Annotated in this window: 13 protein-coding genes; 7 read left to right on the top strand and 6 right to left on the bottom strand. The window is 41.6% G+C overall.

The features are described from left to right. Position 1: 1 nt before the first annotated feature. The 3 genes from DUT71_RS20525 to DUT71_RS09600 are packed head-to-tail and all read left to right on the top strand — an operon-like array spanning position 2 to position 3005. Positions 2-1102 (top strand): family 20 glycosylhydrolase, encoded by a 1101-nt coding sequence (locus tag DUT71_RS20525; RefSeq protein ID WP_162796007.1) that lies wholly within the window; start codon positions 2-4, stop codon positions 1100-1102. Between the two features lie 19 nt (positions 1103-1121). Beyond that, positions 1122-2057 carry a phosphodiester glycosidase family protein gene (locus DUT71_RS09605; RefSeq protein ID WP_113662318.1) on the top strand — a complete coding sequence of 312 codons (936 nt, stop codon included), beginning with the start codon at positions 1122-1124 and terminating at the stop codon, positions 2055-2057. 48 nt (positions 2058-2105) lie between these two features. Further along, positions 2106-3005 (top strand): sugar phosphate isomerase/epimerase family protein, encoded by a 900-nt coding sequence (locus DUT71_RS09600; protein WP_113662317.1) that lies wholly within the window; start codon positions 2106-2108, stop codon positions 3003-3005. Positions 3006-3123: 118 nt separating this feature from the next. Here the strand turns inward: DUT71_RS09600 and DUT71_RS09595 are convergent, their stop codons facing one another. The 3 genes from DUT71_RS09595 to DUT71_RS09585 all read right to left on the bottom strand — a co-directional run bounded on the left by DUT71_RS09595 (position 3124) and on the right by DUT71_RS09585 (position 6555). Then, on the bottom strand, positions 3124-3753 hold the full coding sequence (locus DUT71_RS09595) for a hypothetical protein (protein WP_113662316.1): 630 nt from the start codon (positions 3751-3753) through the stop codon (positions 3124-3126). Between the two features lie 523 nt (positions 3754-4276). After that, complete coding sequence (locus DUT71_RS09590; RefSeq protein WP_113662315.1) at positions 4277-4954, bottom strand: ArsR/SmtB family transcription factor; 678 nt, start codon at positions 4952-4954, stop codon at positions 4277-4279. 197 nt (positions 4955-5151) lie between these two features. Beyond that, positions 5152-6555, bottom strand: a complete 1404-nt coding sequence (locus DUT71_RS09585) for an alkaline phosphatase (RefSeq protein WP_113662314.1) — start codon at positions 6553-6555, stop codon at positions 5152-5154. A 270-nt stretch (positions 6556-6825) separates the two neighbouring features. Here DUT71_RS09585 and DUT71_RS09580 point away from each other — a divergent pair, with 270 nt between their 5' ends. From DUT71_RS09580 to DUT71_RS09570, 3 genes are read left to right on the top strand one after another with little or no spacing between them, the layout of a single operon-like run. Then, the gene (locus tag DUT71_RS09580) at positions 6826-7224 is read left to right on the top strand and encodes a hypothetical protein (RefSeq protein ID WP_162796006.1); all 399 of its coding nucleotides are present in this window, start codon (positions 6826-6828) and stop codon (positions 7222-7224) included. A 59-nt stretch (positions 7225-7283) separates the two neighbouring features. Then, entirely contained in the window at positions 7284-11618 is a 4335-nt protein-coding gene (locus DUT71_RS09575) for a CusA/CzcA family heavy metal efflux RND transporter (RefSeq protein ID WP_113662312.1), read from the top strand. 1 nt (position 11619) lies between these two features. Then, positions 11620-12750 (top strand): efflux RND transporter periplasmic adaptor subunit, encoded by a 1131-nt coding sequence (locus DUT71_RS09570; protein ID WP_113662311.1) that lies wholly within the window; start codon positions 11620-11622, stop codon positions 12748-12750. 246 nt (positions 12751-12996) lie between these two features. Here the strand turns inward: DUT71_RS09570 and DUT71_RS09565 are convergent, their stop codons facing one another. The 3 genes from DUT71_RS09565 to DUT71_RS20190 all read right to left on the bottom strand — a co-directional run bounded on the left by DUT71_RS09565 (position 12997) and on the right by DUT71_RS20190 (position 15533). Further along, positions 12997-14055: an NAD(P)-dependent alcohol dehydrogenase gene (locus DUT71_RS09565; RefSeq protein ID WP_113662310.1), complete on the bottom strand. Its 1059-nt coding sequence runs from the start codon at positions 14053-14055 to the stop codon at positions 12997-12999. 207 nt (positions 14056-14262) lie between these two features. Continuing rightward, positions 14263-15141, bottom strand: a complete 879-nt coding sequence (locus DUT71_RS09560) for a helix-turn-helix domain-containing protein (RefSeq protein ID WP_113662309.1) — start codon at positions 15139-15141, stop codon at positions 14263-14265. Between the two features lie 242 nt (positions 15142-15383). Beyond that, positions 15384-15533 (bottom strand): hypothetical protein, encoded by a 150-nt coding sequence (locus DUT71_RS20190; protein ID WP_162796005.1) that lies wholly within the window; start codon positions 15531-15533, stop codon positions 15384-15386. Between the two features lie 154 nt (positions 15534-15687). Between DUT71_RS20190 and DUT71_RS09555 the strand changes: the two genes are divergently transcribed. Continuing rightward, positions 15688-16779 carry a tetratricopeptide repeat protein gene (locus DUT71_RS09555; RefSeq protein WP_113662308.1) on the top strand — a complete coding sequence of 364 codons (1092 nt, stop codon included), beginning with the start codon at positions 15688-15690 and terminating at the stop codon, positions 16777-16779. Positions 16780-16957 lie beyond the last annotated feature (178 nt).

Raw genomic sequence — 16957 nt, 5'->3', positions numbered from 1 at the left:
CATGAATGTAGCCCTAAACGCTACCTATCGCTTTATTGAAACAGTGGTTGACGATCTGATCAGCATGTACGCCGAGGCTGGATTAAAACTAAAGACCGTGCACCTGGGAGGCGATGAAGTGCCAAATGGCTCTTGGCATCAATCCAAAGCTGTAAAGCAGCTGCTGCAATTGGGAACTATTGAAACTACAGATCATTTGTGGCAGTATTACTTTTCTAAAGTAAGCAAAATGTTTATGCCTAAAGGTTTGTCGTTGGCAGGTTGGGAGGAGATAGCTCTGCGTAAAACCAAGCTCAATGGAAAATCAACGCACCTTGTAAATACCGGTTTTGTAAACGAAAACTTTCAGGTGTATGTATGGAATACCGCTTGGGGCAAAGGAAACGAAGATTTAGCCTATAAATTGGCCAATGCCGGTTATAAAACGGTACTGGCCTCGGTAAGTAATTTCTATCTGGATATGGCTTATTCCAGGGATAACGATGAACGGGGACTGTATTGGGGAGGCTATGTAGATATTGATAAACCATTCTATTTTGTGCCTTTTGACTATTATAAAACAGCGAAAGAAAATTATTTGGGACAAATGGTAGATCAGCAATTGCTAGCAAATAAAGAACGCTTAACAGACTTTGGAAAAACAAATATATTAGGTTTGCAGTGTTTGCTATGGTCAGAAAAAGTGACCACACCACAACACCTGGAATATATGTTGTTCCCTAAATTGTTGGGATTCGCAGAGCGGGCATGGGCAGTTTCGCCAGCTTGGGCCGAGGAAAAAGATGAAAAACTGGCGGATGAAAAATATAGACAAGCCTGGTCAATTTTTGCGAATGCTATTGGGCAAAAGGAATTGCCAAAATTAGATTACTATATGGGAGGCGTTGCCTATCGGGTTCCGCCGGTTGGCCTAAAATTGATTGATGGCCAGCTTGTTGCCAAAACGCAGTTCCCGGGCTTACAAATACGATACACTACGGACGGGAAGGAGCCTACCATTAAAAGTAAATTATACACTGCCCCCATTAACTATACCAAAAGCTTAAAATTTAAAGCTTTTAGCAGTAATGGCAGGGCTTCCAAAACCACACAACTTATATAAATAAATAAACGGACATAAAATGAAAAATAAAGCACATCTGGCAATGTTTTTAGCTGCTTTTTGGGTATTAGGATGTTCTCCAAAACCGCATGTGGCAAGTTTGGCCACCAACGCTGAACTGTTGGATAAAAAAGGTTGGAAAATAGATACCCTGCGTAAAGATGTTATTTGGTACCAGTACAGCTCGGCTAACGACCCTGAATTTGCCAACCAAAACGTAAATGTAGTAAGCTTTGATCCCAACAAGAAAATGGGGATTGCGCTGTTGGAATATAAAAAAGAGAAAGACTCGCTTTCCGTATTCGCTTCCAGAATTGACGGGGCCATTGCTGGTATAAATGCTACCTATTTTATTGAAAAGAAAGACTCTGCAGATTACATGCACCTACGTTTGAAAGGTAAGGATATCCAGCAGGTAAAAGTTCCCCAAAGCAGTATCTATTGGTGGAAACATCAGGGGATGATGACTTTTAACGATAAGGGTACCCAGTTTGAGATCGGGTTTTCTCCAGCGGATTTTTCAAAAGTTAAAGCATCTAACATCATTACCGGCGCTCCCATGTTGATTGATGATTTCAGGCCCGTGGGCTTAACCTTTGCCGATACTACAGGGCTAAAGGTAGACTTGAAAAAGCTCCATTATGAACACTATCTTAAACATCAAGGCGTGCGTCATCCACGTACTGCCGTGGCAGTTACTAAAGCGGGCAAATTGCTACTCATTACCGTGGACGGTAGAAACCCTTTGGCCAAGGGAATGTCGGCAAAGGAACTTACCCAGTTTTTAAAACGTTTTTTTAATCCCAAAGCTGCCATGAATATTGATGGAGGTGGCTCAACCATGATGTGGATCAAAGGACAGGTGCCCAACGGTATCGTAAACTACCCTACAGATAACAAAAAATTTGATCACTATGGGCAGCGCATGGTAGAAACCGCCCTGTTTATCAAATAAATAGCTATTGTAAAAATAAATGTTAAACACATTTCAGCATATCATAAAATGAAAATTAGACTATTCCTTTTGACTTTATTTGCTTCGATGGGAGCATTGAGTTATGCCCAGGGGCCGCACAAAATTGGCTTTTCTATCGGTATTAATGCATTAACCGCAAAAAAAATGCAGCAAATTAAGGAAGCAAATATTGATTGTATCGAAACCGGACTTACGGCCTATATCAACAAAGATTCCTTGACGTTTAAATTTCCAGATGAAGTGATGATCAGCAAGATCAAAGCCGCAAAAAAAGCTGCTGATGATGCGGGCATACAGATTTGGTCTATCCACATGCCGTACGGAAAAGAAATAGACATCTCTTTTGTTGATGAAGAGCGCCGTCAAAAAGTGATCGCTTTCCATAAAAAGGCCCTCGAATATGTTAAGCTATTACAACCAAAAATTATTTTGTTTCACCCAAGCTATTACTTGGGTTTAAACGAACGTCAGGAGCGTATCAAACAATTGGTTAAATCAGTGAAAGAGCTTAATGTTGAAGTAAAAGCAGCTAAAGCTACTATGGTGGTCGAAAATATGCTGGGCCCAGCACTATTGGTAACTAAAGGCGATCAGGAACGACCACTGTTGCGTACCGTAGAGGAGGCCACCGCAATATTTAAGATGTTTCCTCATGATGTGTATGCGGCGGTAGATTTAAACCATATCGCAAAACCAGAGCAATTGTTGCTGGCCTTGGGCAAACGGGTAAAAACATTGCACGTAGCGGATGGGGATGGTAAGGCCGAAAGGCACTATTTCCCTTGTGATGGTAAGGGCGAAAACAACTGGAAGGCCATTTTTGAAGCTTTGACAAAAATCAATTATAGTGGTCCTTTTATGTATGAAAGTAGCACCGGTGATCTGAAAGCTTACCGGGAGTGCTATAACAAGCTTAAGGCATTGTAGTGTATCAATAGGCCGTATCCATTATTTGGCAACATAATTTGATGTGTGCCTTTGGAGATGCTCGAAGTGCCTTTTATGGGGAAAAGATAGGTCGAGCATCTTTCAAAAACAATATGGGCTATGCTTTATGAGGCACTGGAGGCCTGCTGGTAGCAATCCACCAATTAACTGCAGCCAGAATAAACGAGTTAGCTACGCCAAGATAAATAACTGTGGCATTGAGGCCAAAAACGTAGATTACCGGAATCCAGTAGCTGAAAATACTCCACACCGAAGACATGCAAACAGGGCATTGCATAATTGGTTTGCGCAAGTATTTATTGAAACGATACTGCACGTACATCTTGTAAAATCTTAAACCGGTATCACGCAGTTCCACCTGTAAGTTGGGATCTATGCGTGGAGTCCTTTCGTTCAATAAGTGAACAAACTGTACATAATTGGGATGTTCTCTGGTCATCAATATTTCCTTCTCCGAAAAAGAAAATTCAAACTCTGGCAGCTGAACTTTTATCCTTTCAACCAACTGCTGTAGGTACTTCCCCTCGTAAAACACTTTTTCTTTGGTGGATTGCGTCAAAAATTTTTTAATCGGGAAGAGGATCATCTCACTATCATAATCCTTTCCATCTGGTTTTTTCTCGGTATCTCCGTGCGCAGAGATCCATACCCCAATCATAAAAAACGATTGTAGAGCGATATAGCCCAAAGCGGCTAGTACAGCATAAAATAATGTGCTTGCTTCCATGATTTCTTGATTTTAATTTTTGTGTTAAGTGTTTGATATTTCATTGTTTTTTATTGATTGATGCTTGGTACATAGGTTTGTGGGCGAGCAAAATGCCGCATTTACAGTGGCTAAAAATCCTTGCTGCCATTGGCCTGTTAGTTTTGGTTTTGGCCCGCAAACAACCTGCTGTATTCAGCTTTAATTAACTCAAGTGCCGAGAGTTCCTTCATATCTACATTTTCTGATGGATTTCCCCTTTAATGTCATTTGTCAAATATTGTTGGCCAAATCCATATCCTTCAAAAAACTCCTTCATGTCCATTCTACCTGATCAGGATGTTGTAAATATGCCTCATGTTAGGAAGCAATGCAGGAGAGCTCTCGGTACTTAAAGATAATTTGATTGTTCATAGGTCTTTATAGGGTCTGAGTCAAAGGTATATAAAAAATTCAATCATTCAATTAAGTTGTTGAATAGTTTTTTTAAAAATATGTTCGGATCGTGTTTTGGGGGCATAAAAAAAGCGATCGGTTGATCGCTTCACTTATGGTTTTGAGTTTTTTGTATAGGATAGCCCTTCATTTTCCATTCCGGATAACCTTCGTCAGTTCGTTTGGCATCGTACCCATGGTCTTTGAGCATGGCAACAGCCATATCAGAGTAAATGCACAATGGGCCCCTGCAATAGGCCACTACTGTTTTATCGTGAGGTAGCTTTTGAATAAAGGCCTTTAATTTATCGATAGGAACACATATAGCTTTATGGATGTGTCCACGGTTAAAATCTTCTTCGGGCCTAACATCCAATAAAATCACTTCATTATTCTCGAGCATTTTTTTCAACATGTCCAGATCTATGGCATCAAGGCCACTGCCGTATCCCGCCCTAAAATCTTCGATGATTTTTTTTACTTCCGCATTGTAGGCAATTCCCAAATCTCTTAATGCAATCCAAGCCCTAAATACATTATCGCCAGTAAGGGAGTAATAGATAAAATTGCCTTCGCGTTCTATTTTTACCAATTTGGCATTCTTTAATTTTTGTAGGTGTTGCGAAGCGTTTGCTACTGATTGGTCAATATTGTAGGCAATTTGCTCCACAGATAGGGGCCCGTGTACCAATAGGTCTATGATTTCTAGTCTAACTGGGTTGGCTATTGCTTTGGATACTTTTGATAACTCGCTATATACACTGTCCTTAAATTCTTGCCTGTTCACTTTTCTGCTTTAATTTTGATGATGAACAAAGATAGCCTTTTTATTGTTTCTATTCAATTTTTTTATTGAATAGTTTAAGGTTGGTTATGTTGTATTTGTGTAAATATAACAACTTTTAAGCGGTATATTTTTTGTCAAAAAAACGGGCTGTTGAGCTTGCGGTTTAAATATTTGTCCAAGTATTGGCGTGTAAAAGTTTAAACTTTTATACCCGTTGCGCTAAGCATGAGATTATGCAGTTCGGTGTTGCGTACCAAGGGAGACATTAAAGTACTGCCCGGGCCAAAAGCTGCCAATTCTACGTAATCTGCTGAATGTTCCATTGAACCCCAGTTTACTGAAGTATAATTGCTTTGTATTTTTCCAAACAACTCAAAAGGTAGTTTACGCACATTGTATAGTCCCTCGCCATCTAGTTTTTCGTAGTGCGCTAATAGATTTTTTGCTTGTTCGTTGGAAATAGCGTAGCCTTGCGCATCATCAATCATCTCAATGAGGTTAGCTATCGTATCATTTGGCTTGATATTGTTCAGTACCCAGTCGTTGCTATGTTTGAATTTCTGTAACAGATCAAATTTCTGATCGGTATTTTCTTCTCCAAAAAGGCCAGGATTTCCATTTCCGTGGTCGGTAGTGATGATAACCAATGTATTTTGATCTTTTTCGGCAAATTTGATGGCCTGCTCTACTGCCAAATCAAATTCCAATTGATCAAACAATAAGCCCGGCGTATCATTTGAATGCGCAGCCCAATCCACTTTTCCACCCTCTACCTGCAATACAAAGCCTTCGTGGTGATCTTTCATGAGTTCAATGGCCTTCATGGTCATTTCTGATAGGGTTGGGATAGTACTTTGATATTTCTGATCGTGGACATAATCTATGCTGAAAGGGAGCGCATCGTGGTCAAATACGCCAAGTATGGGTTTTTTATGATCCAGTGCCAACATTTGCCGTTTGGTTTTTACCACCTGATAATCTGCCTGTTCAAATTGCGAATAGACATCTACCCCGTCGCTTCTTTTACTTGCGTTAAAGTATTTGTCGCCTCCACCCATCATTACATCAAATTTAAGAGGAAGATATTGCAGGGCTATTTCGGCTTGGTTGTTCCGAGATTTATTGGCAATACAGAAACCCGCAGGGGTAGCATGTGTAATGGGAACGGTAGTAACGCAACCCACTTTTTTACCTGCTGTTTTAAATTTTTGCAATATGGGCGTGTTAAATGAGCCGTCGGCGTTTACGTTTAGTCTTCCGTTGTTAACCCTTACACCACCGCCCCAAGCTGAGCTCGATGCAGCCGAATCCGTTACCATGCAATTGGCCGAAGCAGTGTCCATGAAGGACCTTACCACCTTGTTTTCATGGTATAGGGATATCCATTTGCTTTCGCGACCGTACATGCGACTGGATAGCAGATTGGCCATGGTAAGGGTACCATTGCTCATTCCATCGCTCACTAAAAAAATAATGTTTTTAGCAGTGCCGATGGCTTTTTCGTCCGTCGAAAAGAACTGCCCAAAGGTATCTGTAGCACTTAATAAAGAAATACCCAGTGCCGATAGTGTGCTGGTTTTAAGAAAGTCTCTTCTGATCATAGCACAAAATTAGCTGCCGAATATTAAGTGCATATTAACTTGTGCCCTGCATGAGGTTAAATCAAATTGAAGGTTCAGAGGTGTTTATCTAATGCATGAACATCCGTTTGCCAAATACCGACAAACGGTGTAGGATAAAAGGTTTAAAATTAGGCGTAAACTGCCCCGCTTTCGGGTAAATTTACAAAACAAATCATCATAAGGCCTTCTTTATGTAACAATTGGCAACCAACCATTGCATTTTTGCCTCATTTGGCTAATTTTGGGGTGTTGAAAAGAATGTTCCACATATTGCTGTTGAGCTTGTACTTGTTTTCCTCTACCGAGTTACAGGAACTGGCCCGGCTGCCCGTGCTTTTTCAGCACTATTTTGAGCATAAAAGCCTGGATAGTAACATGACCTTCTTCGCTTATTTGGAGCATCATTATAACGATATTCCGCATACCGATAACGACGAAGCAAGAGATAATCAACTTCCCTTTAAAACGCATGGCCTTTCCGCGGCTAATGCGTTAAGTCCTGCTTTGCCGCCTTCCTTTGGGCTAAGCCTTAAAAAAGTCTATCAAATACTACCCAAACAAAAGATCTTGATCAACAATGATCATATTCCAAATTCAGCCTATGCTGGAAAAATTTGGCAACCGCCAAAATCTGTCATCTTTTCTTAATACTTGAACGGCTTTTATAAGGCCGTAATGATTGATTAGAAACGATTATCCCCATTTTCATGCTGAATAGAATTATTGAGTTTTCTATCAAGAATAAACTCATTATTGGGCTATTTACCATTAGCCTAATCATATACGGGAGCTTTGAGCTGACCAAATTACCCATTGATGCCGTGCCAGATATTACCAATAACCAGGTACAGATCATCACCACTGCGCCGTCTTACGGTGCAACAGACATTGAGCGCTTGGTAACTTTTCCAGTGGAACAGGCCAACAGCAATATTGCTGGCATTAAAGAAATACGAAGCTACAGCCGTTTTGGGCTTTCGTTGGTGACCCTTGTTTTTAACGATGATGTTGATGTGTACTGGGCCCGACAACAAGTGGCCGAACGCTTATTGGTGGTACAGGAGCAAATTCCGCAAGGCATTGGTAAACCAGAAATGGGACCCATTTCTACAGGTTTGGGCGAAATTTACCAATATGCCGTAAAACCCAAAAAGGGTTACGAAAAGCGATATGACATTACCGAACTGCGTACTATTCAGGATTGGGTAATTAGACGCCAACTTTTGGGCGTTAAGGGCGTAGCCGAGGTGAGTAGCTTTGGCGGCAAGCTTAAACAATACCAGGTAACCATTGACCCTAATAAGTTAGTCGCCCACAAGGTTACCATCAGCGATATTTTTAATGCGCTGGAAAGTAATAACCAAAACACGGGCGGCGCTTATATCGAAAAGCAATCTACCGTGTTGTACATCAGAAGTGAAGGTTTGATTGGCAGTAAAGAAGACATCGAAAATATTGTGGTAAGGAACAACCAGGCCTCAACACCACTGCTCATTAGGGATGTAGCCAATATCGAAATCGGCTTTGCCACCAGATACGGTGCCTTAACTTTTAACAACGAAGGCGAGGTTTCGGGTGCCATTGTCATGATGCTGAAAGGTGCCAATAGCAATGTGGTGATTGACGACATCAAGGCCAAAATCAAACAAATAGAACAAACCCTGCCAGAAGGGGTAGAGATTGTTCCTTTCCTGGACCGTACCAGCATGGTGAACAATGCCATCAAAACGGTGGAAACCAATTTGCTGGAAGGTGCGCTCATCGTGGTATTTGTGCTGGTGATATTTCTGGGGAATTTACGTGCGGGTTTCATTGTTGCTTCGGTAATCCCCCTCTCTATGCTGTTTGCCATCATCATGATGAACATGTTTGGCGTAAGTGGCAACTTGATGAGTTTAGGGGCTTTAGATTTTGGATTGATTGTAGATGGTGCCGTCATTATTGTGGAAGCCGTGATGCATCAGCTCAGTCACAGTAAAAAATTTGCGGGCCTATCCATCCTGAAACAAAATGAGATGGATTTGGAAGTGAAAAGTGCTTCTTCCAAAATGATGAACAGCGCCGTGTTTGGTCAAATCATCATCCTTATTGTTTACCTACCCATTTTTAGTTTACAAGGCATTGAAGGGAAGATGTTTAAACCTATGGCACAAACTGTTGCTTTTGCCTTGCTTGGCGCATTTATCCTTTCGTTAACCTACATTCCAATGATTTCGAGCTTATTCTTAAGCAAGAAAATCAAAACCACACCGAATATTTCCGATAAAGTAATGGCCAAGGTGGAGAACAGCTATTCCAATATGCTTCGTAAAGTGTTGGGTATCCCCAAAATAGTGATTGGGGTAGTATTGGCCCTGTTTGTGGCTGCGGTAGTGATCTTGTCTAATTTAGGTGGCGAATTTATTCCGTCTATCGAAGAAGGAGACTATGCGGTAGAAACACGGGTGCTTTCCGGAAGTAATTTAAACACCACCATCGATAATGTGCAGAAAGTGGCTGGCATCCTTAAAGCAAGGTTTCCAGAAGTAAAAAACATTGTTTCCAAGATAGGAAGTAGCGAGGTGCCCACAGAGCCATTGCCAATGGACATGGGCGATATGATCATTAACCTCAAACCCAAAAGCGAATGGACCTCGGCCAAGAGTTTCGAAGAATTATCAGAAAAAATGGGCGAAGCTGCCAGCGAAATCCCCGGAGTAACCACCAGTTTCCAATTTCCGGTGCAAATGCGCTTTAATGAATTGATGACAGGAGCCAGGCAGGACGTAGTGTGTAAGATTTTTGGGGAGGATTTTGATACGCTGGCACTGTATGCTAAAAAACTGGGCAACTTGGTAAAGAAAGTACCTGGCGCTACCGAAATTTATGTGGAGCAAATCTCAGGAACGCCACAAATTGTGATCCAATATAACCGGGCGGCCATTGCTCAATATGGTTTAAACATTGCCGACATCAACCGAAACATCAATACGGCATTTGCTGGACAAAGTACCGGCTTGGTGTTTGAAGGTGAAAAGCGTTTCGATTTAGTAGTACGTTTACAAAATGATAAACGGAAAAACATTAAAGACGTACAAAACCTATTGATTCCTACCCCTTATGGCAATCAAATTCCTTTGGCACAGGTGGCAAATGTTTCTTTAGTGAATAGCCCGAGCCAAATCCAAAGAGAAGATACCAGGCGCCGTATTTTGGTAGGTTTTAATGTGGGTGGCCGCGATGTGGAAAGCATCGTGAACGAACTGCAGGAAAAAGTCAAGGCCGAAATTAAATTGCCCACGGGCTATAGCATTACCTACGGCGGATCATTTGAAAACCTTAACGAAGCCAAATCAAGGTTGATGATTGCCGTGCCCGTTTCGCTCATCTTGATCTTTCTGTTGCTTTATTTCGCCTTTGGCTCTATCAAATACGGCTTGCTTATTTACACCGCCATTCCTTTATCAGCCATAGGCGGGATTTTCTTATTGGCGCTGCGAGGATTGCCGTTCAGTATCAGTGCGGGGGTTGGTTTTATCGCTTTATTTGGTATTGCAGTGTTGAACGGAATTGTACTGGTTGCTGAGTTTAACAGCATCAAAAAAACGGGAGAACCGGATATGAAAAAAATAGTACTAAAGGGAACTAAAACAAGATTGAGACCCGTGCTGATGACTGCTTTTGTAGCCTCCTTGGGATTTTTGCCCATGGCCATTAGTAATGGTGCGGGGGCATCTGTACAGCGCCCGCTGGCTACTGTAGTCATTGGCGGATTGATGATCGCCACTTTGCTGACGTTATTTGTACTGCCAATTTTGTATGTGAGTTTTGAAAAAGGTTTGAAAAGAAAAAAGAAGCACCTTAAAGTATTGACAGTGATATTGATTTGCTTGGGTGGCTCGCTTACTGCCAATGCGCAACAAAGCATTACCTTAAATGCTGCCTTAGATAGTTTGTACAAAAACAATATCAGTTTAAAAAGCCATCAGTTAATGGCCGATTACAGCCAACAACTGAGCAAAACTGCTACCACCATTGCGCCTTTAAATATCAATGGGGAATATGGCAAGTTCAATAGCAATTTGGCAGACAATAAGCTGAGTGTTAACCAAAGTTTTAGCTTGCCAAGTGTTTATGCCAGGCAAAAAGATAAATTGCTGGAAGAGTGGAAGACCACACTTTTACAAAAAGAACTGAGTAAGGCAGAGCTTACTAAAATTACTACCCAAGTATTTTACGACCTGCTAATACTGTTGCAACAACAGAAACTTTACCAACAGGCCGATAGTGCTTACCGAAAGTTGAAACAGTTGGCAGAAATAAGATTAAAAAGCGGTGAGAGTAATTTGTTGGAAGAAGCAAGCGCCGAAAATCAATTGCTGCAGATTAACACCAAACTGAAAAACCTGCAAGTGCAACAATTAACGCTGCAACAGCAATTAGCCTTTTTGCTTAACACCCAATTATGGTTAAAGCCCAAAGCAACAGATTTGAAAGTGCCTATTTCACGCCTTGACACACTGAATTGGTCGGCCCATCCTTTGATTAAGCTACAGCAGCAAGAGGAGAAAGCCGCATTGGCCAGCACAAAAGCCGAGCAAGCGAAGCTTTTGCCGGAGTTTAACTTAGGTTATAACAATACCACCTTGAGAGATGATGTCAGGTTTGATCAGAGTGACCGTTTTCAGTCGTTCCAGCTAGGTTTGAGCATACCGTTGTTTGGAGGCTCACAGCGCAACAAGGTCAAATCGGCCAAGGTTTACCAAGCGTATCGGAAATCGGAAACCGAAAATGCCATGAAGCAGGTCAACACGCAATTAAAAGCGGTTTATCTTCAATATCAACAGCAGATGGATATTGTAGAAGGATTGGAAAAAAGCGGGTTAAAATCTGCCAAGGAAATTACGGCCACCTTAAACAAGCAACTGCAAAATGGCGAAATCAATTATTTGGAATGGACCCTATTGAACAATCAGGCCATAGCCATTAACGAAAGCTACTTTGAAGCTGTACAACAATTGAACAAAAGCATTATAGAACTTAATTATCTTTTAGCGCAATAACATGAAGTATCCATTATACTTAGGCATAATAGCCATAGCCCTCACTTTTGCCTGTAACAGTAAACCCGAAACTCAAAAGGAAGTTGAGGCAACGGTGAATGAAAATGAAGTAAGCTTAACCCCAGCGCAAGCCGAACATATTCAATTGCAAACTGGACAAGTGGCTTTTGGAGAAATTAACGAGACCTTGAAACTGCAAGGAAAGATAGACGTGCCGCCGCAAAACTTGGTGTCGGTAAGTATTCCATTGGGCGGCTACCTTAAAGCTACCAAAATGCTTCCAGGAACACAGGTGAGTAAAGGACAAGTGATTGCCGTGATGGAAGATCCGCAGTATATCCAATTGCAGCAAGATTATTTGAATGTGAACAATAAACTCAGTTATGCCACCAAGGAGCTCGCCAGACAAAAGGAACTTAATTTAAGTAAGGCCAATAGCGATAAAACCTTGCAGCAAGCAGAAACAGAATACCAAAACCTAAAGGTAGAGCATGCGGCACTGATTGAAAAATTGAAGCTGATCAATATCAATGCTTCCCAGCTTAATGAGGGAAAGATTTCTAAATCAGTAAATATCTATTCGCCCATTAGCGGTTACGTGAGTAAAGTAAATGTGAATATTGGTAAATATGTGATGCCGTCGGATGTGATCTTAGAACTGATCAATCCGAGTGATATTCATTTGAACCTGACCATTTTTGAGAAGGACTTACCTAAAATAGGTATTGGTCAAACGGTGATCGCTTTCACTAATGTAAAGCCCGAGGTAAAATATGAAACCAAGGTGATTTTGGTTAGCCACAACGTGGATGAGGGCGGAAGCAGCGAGGTTCATTGCCATTTTGAGAAATATGATAAAAGCCTTGTACCAGGGATGTATATGAATGCCGAACTGCAATTTGCAAATCAAAAGGTACAGTTTGTGCCAGAAGAAGCCGTAGTAAGTTTCGAAAACAAGGATTATGTTTTTGTACAGACCGCGGTTCGTAAATTTGTGATGCAGGAAGTACAGGTGGGAGAAACCTCAGCGGGTAAAACAGCCATCACTACTGATTTGAAAGGCAAGCAACTGGCCATAAAAGGCGCTTACTCGTTACTCATGAAACTAAAGAACACTGGCGACGAGGAGTAGGCAAGGGAGTTTGCTTGGTTTAGCATTGCCTCTCAACCCTGCGTTATTCCCGCATAGGCGGGAATCTCACAACTTATCTAAGACAATTGTATGAAGATTGCTTCCTTCCTTGCAATAACGTTTTGTGAAAGTAAGTTGGGAACCTTAAACGTTATTAAGGCCTATTATTGCATAACGATTCCAAAAAAAAAGCCTTAGCCACTCTTTACGATTGACTAAGGCTTTGATGTGAATAGATTTTTAGGATTAGTTTTTCAACGAAGCCATATCAATTACAAAGCGATATTTGATGTCACCTTTTAACAAGCGTTCATAAGCCTCATTGATTTGGTTCATTTCAATCATTTCAATGTCGGCAGTAATGTTGTGTTTACCACAGAAATCAAGCATCTCTTGAGTTTCGGCAATGCCACCAATCATTGAGCCAGCAAAGCTTTTGCGACCTAAAATAACGCTGAAAGCGGCTACAGGAAGTGGTTGCTCAGGAGCACCAACCAATGCTAATGAACCATCTACACGAAGCAGGCTCAAATAGGCATTGATATCGTGCTCGGCAGATACCGCATCTAAAATGAAGTGCAATTTACCTCTGAATTTATTCATTTGCTCAGGATCGCTAGAAAGCACGACTTCATCAGCACCTAAACGCTGCGCTTCTTTAAATTTACTTTCCGAAGTGGTAAAGGCAACTACGTGCGCACCCATAGCCTTGGCAATTTTGATGCCCATGTGCCCTAAACCACCAATACCTACAATCCCTACATTTTTACCAGGGCCTACGTTCCAGTGTTTCAAAGGCGAGTAGGTGGTAATCCCTGCGCATAACAAAGGTGCTGTAGCAGCAAGGTCAAGGTTTTCAGGAATACGAAGCACATAATTTTCATCTACCACGATGCTCTCCGAATAACCGCCATAAGTTTGAACGTTTGGCAAATATTTGTCGGGAGAATTGTAGGTGCCTGTCATACCTGGTTCGCAAAACTGCTCCAAACCTTCGTTGCAATACTGGCATTCGCGGCACGAATCTACGATACAACCGATACCTACCGTATCACCAACGTTGAATTTTTTAACATGGCTGCCCACACTTACTACCTTTCCAACCACCTCATGTCCAGGTACGTTTGGATAAACGGTATTATGCCATTCGTTTCTGGCCGTGTGTAAATCAGAGTGGCATACTCCGCAATAAAGGATCTCGATTTTTACATCGTGTGCGGCTACTTCTCTCCGCGGAATGCTGAGGCCTTGTAATGGGGCATCGGCCGCCTCGGTGCCGTATGCTTTTACGTTGATGGTGTTCATGATTATTATTTTTGTTGGGGTTTGAAATTTATTCTAATTTATTAAAGTTTGATCGTACTAAATAGCATTATCGTTAAGCTGCTTACAGCATTGCCTGCCAGGCGCAAAAAAAAAATACTTTATGGTTAAGTCTAGGATTTTAATATCACAAAGTTCGTTAATTGCGATGTTGGCAGTTTATAATCATCAAACCAATGATTAAGAATTTCAAACTAAATTTTCGCGAAAGGCTGAGGGATTGGTTCCCGTTATCTTTTTAAAGAAGTTGTTGAAATAGGTAGGATATTCAAAGCCTAGAGCGTAAGCGATTTCGGCAATGTTCCAATCTGTATGTTGCAATAGGGCCCTGGCTTCTCGGGCAACGCGTTCGGTAATGTGAGTGGTGGTTGATTTGCCAGTGGTTTCCTTTACGGCCCGGTTCAGGTAATTTACATGAATGGCTAAAGCGCTGGAATAGGCTTGGGCGGTGTTGAGCAGTAACGGACGGTCTGGCGTTTCAATGGGGAACTGACGTTCCAGTAATTCGAGAAAAACCGAAGTGATTCTAGAAAGGGCGTTTTTATGTTGATCGAAGCTTTCGGAAGGTTGTAGCTTAAGCGCCTCGTGAATAATGAGATGGATGTAATTCCGCATCAAATCATCTTTGTAGAGATACTCTGTTTGCTGTTCCTCGATCATTTTTTGGAAAATGGTATTCAAAAACTCCCGTTGTGCTTGACCAATGTTTAAAATAGGGGTACCGCCAATTTTAAAAAAAGGCGATTGAAGCAAACTTTCCGAACGCTCGGATAGCCTCAGGAAATCTTCCGAAAACAGGCAGGCATAGCCAGTGTAGTGGGGAGAGTGGGTTTCCCATGAGTAGGGAACATGAGGATTTCCAAAAAACAATACCGTATCATTTACTTCAAAACTTCTATCGGCGTAGTGAATGGTACTGGTTCCTGTAGAAAGGCAAATTTTGTAAAAGTCTTTTCGGCTGTAAACCCTCGTCGCTTTACAATCTTCGTCCAGTTCCCACACATTAAAGCCTTTTAACTTAAGCTCATTGTTAAATTTAGATACGGAACGTTCTGGTTTTGTTGCCATAAAGCAAAGTTAAGAAAATCAAAACATTTTGATGGGTTGCTCAAATTAATGACATCCGGTTTACACACTAGCATAAGTAGGTTATAAGTTTCCAATGTTGTCATTATTTCCGGCGTAGGTGCAAATCAGAAAAGGTAATTATTGATGTTGGTTGAGCTTGAAACCCATTACGGGTAAATGCCTGTACACGTTACATGAAGAGATTGCCCAAAGAATAACCAGCTTTGAGCAATCTCCAAATGCTATTGTTGAGGTCGTTCCATTCTAGTGGTGTCTGCCGATACGGTATCGGTTCTTGTCGAATCTGTAGTAGTCGAATCCGTGTTTCGGCTCGTACTACACGCCGAGAATATCAAGCCTATGGCTAATACGGCTAATGCTAATTTTTTCATTGTTAATAATTTACGTTCCTAAATAAAATACTAACAATGCAATGAGCTTGGTGGTTTATGGCTAAGTACTGATTTGTGCTGCGGTAAATACTTGAAAATAAAGTTGTTTTTTGTTGCCTAAAAAAATTAACTTGTTGTCAAATCTATATTAATAATGAATTTCCTTAAAAAGTGGCTGGGCCGTTCCTCCAAGCAGGAAGAACAATCTGAAAATGTTTCCGCTCAGCCCCATAACAATGTCCAGCAACAATTAACCGGAAATATTGCTTCGCAAGATCAGCTCTCTGAAGAGGAGCGGGAGCTGCTACTTAAAATGCTCGGTAGGTCAGAGGCTCTGGAACAGAATACTCCAGACCAGTTTAAGACTGAACTCTATGCCTCCCTGCAAAGATATTATAGTGTTCCAGATCTCGAAATTAACCTGAACCTGACCGATGCGGAAGGAAATACCTATCTGGAACACGAGGCATTTGATGGAACTTACGCCCATTGGAAAGGCATTCGCTCCGTCTCTGATCGAAGAGGTGTGCTGTTTGCCCACTGGGACGAAACTGAATTGACCAAACTGGCCAAATGGCAGGTGCTGGAACGTTGGGTCAAGGACCGTTATCCTACCAGGGCTTTGGCTTTTTTCCGGGAACAGGTAACCCAAGAAGATTTTCAGGACATTCGGCTGATTGTTGCCCTTTCTAAACTGTACCGTTGCTTAGATATGAGGGAGGAAGCCATGCGTTATGCTAAGGGAGCCTATGAACTTCGCCCAGACCTGGATATGGTTAAGGTAGAGTATGCTAATATGCTGCATATTTCTGGTGATCAGTCAGATAGGGAGCTTGCGCACACTTTGTTCAACGGGGTGTTGGAAGGGAAAATTAGCAAGGATAGCCAAACGAAAATCGGGCTGCTTAATTATTTCTTATTTGGAAAGGATTACCTGGATTCTTCTATTTTTGCCATCCATTTTTTAAGAGCTGGAAATGCTGATAGCCACACATGGGAAATTCTTGCCAATGAGTATTACTGGTGTCCCATATTTCGTATGGAACATGCTGTGTTTCTTTCCAATGATCATCAAGAACTGCCAGCAATTGCCAAACTGTCGTCATTGGCTGACGAGTTTCCCTGGTTTAAGCAGGGCGTACTGGGCTTCATCAGTGCGATAGCGCAGCTAAGAGTTCAAAAGGGCGATCCAAATTTTATGTCTGAGGATATGGAACGGATGGAACGTTATAAGTCATCGTGGTAAAATTATGGGTTCAATAAGCGGTTTTCCTGAAGCAGGTAAAAAGAAACAAGCGGAAAAAGTGATTAGTTTACATTAATGCCCGCTATCATCAAGCACCGGCAAACAAAAAATGCCTTCTGGTTGGGAAGGCACTTAGAGCGAAAGACGAGATTCGAACTCGCGACCCCAACCTTGGCAA

Origin of the sequence: Pedobacter nanyangensis (genome assembly GCF_003313505.1) — a bacterium.
GTDB classification, from domain to species: Bacteria; Bacteroidota; Bacteroidia; order Sphingobacteriales; family Sphingobacteriaceae; genus Pedobacter; species Pedobacter nanyangensis.
The sequence above is the reverse complement of the archived record's forward strand: the minus strand, read 5'-3'. Positions and strand labels throughout refer to the sequence as shown.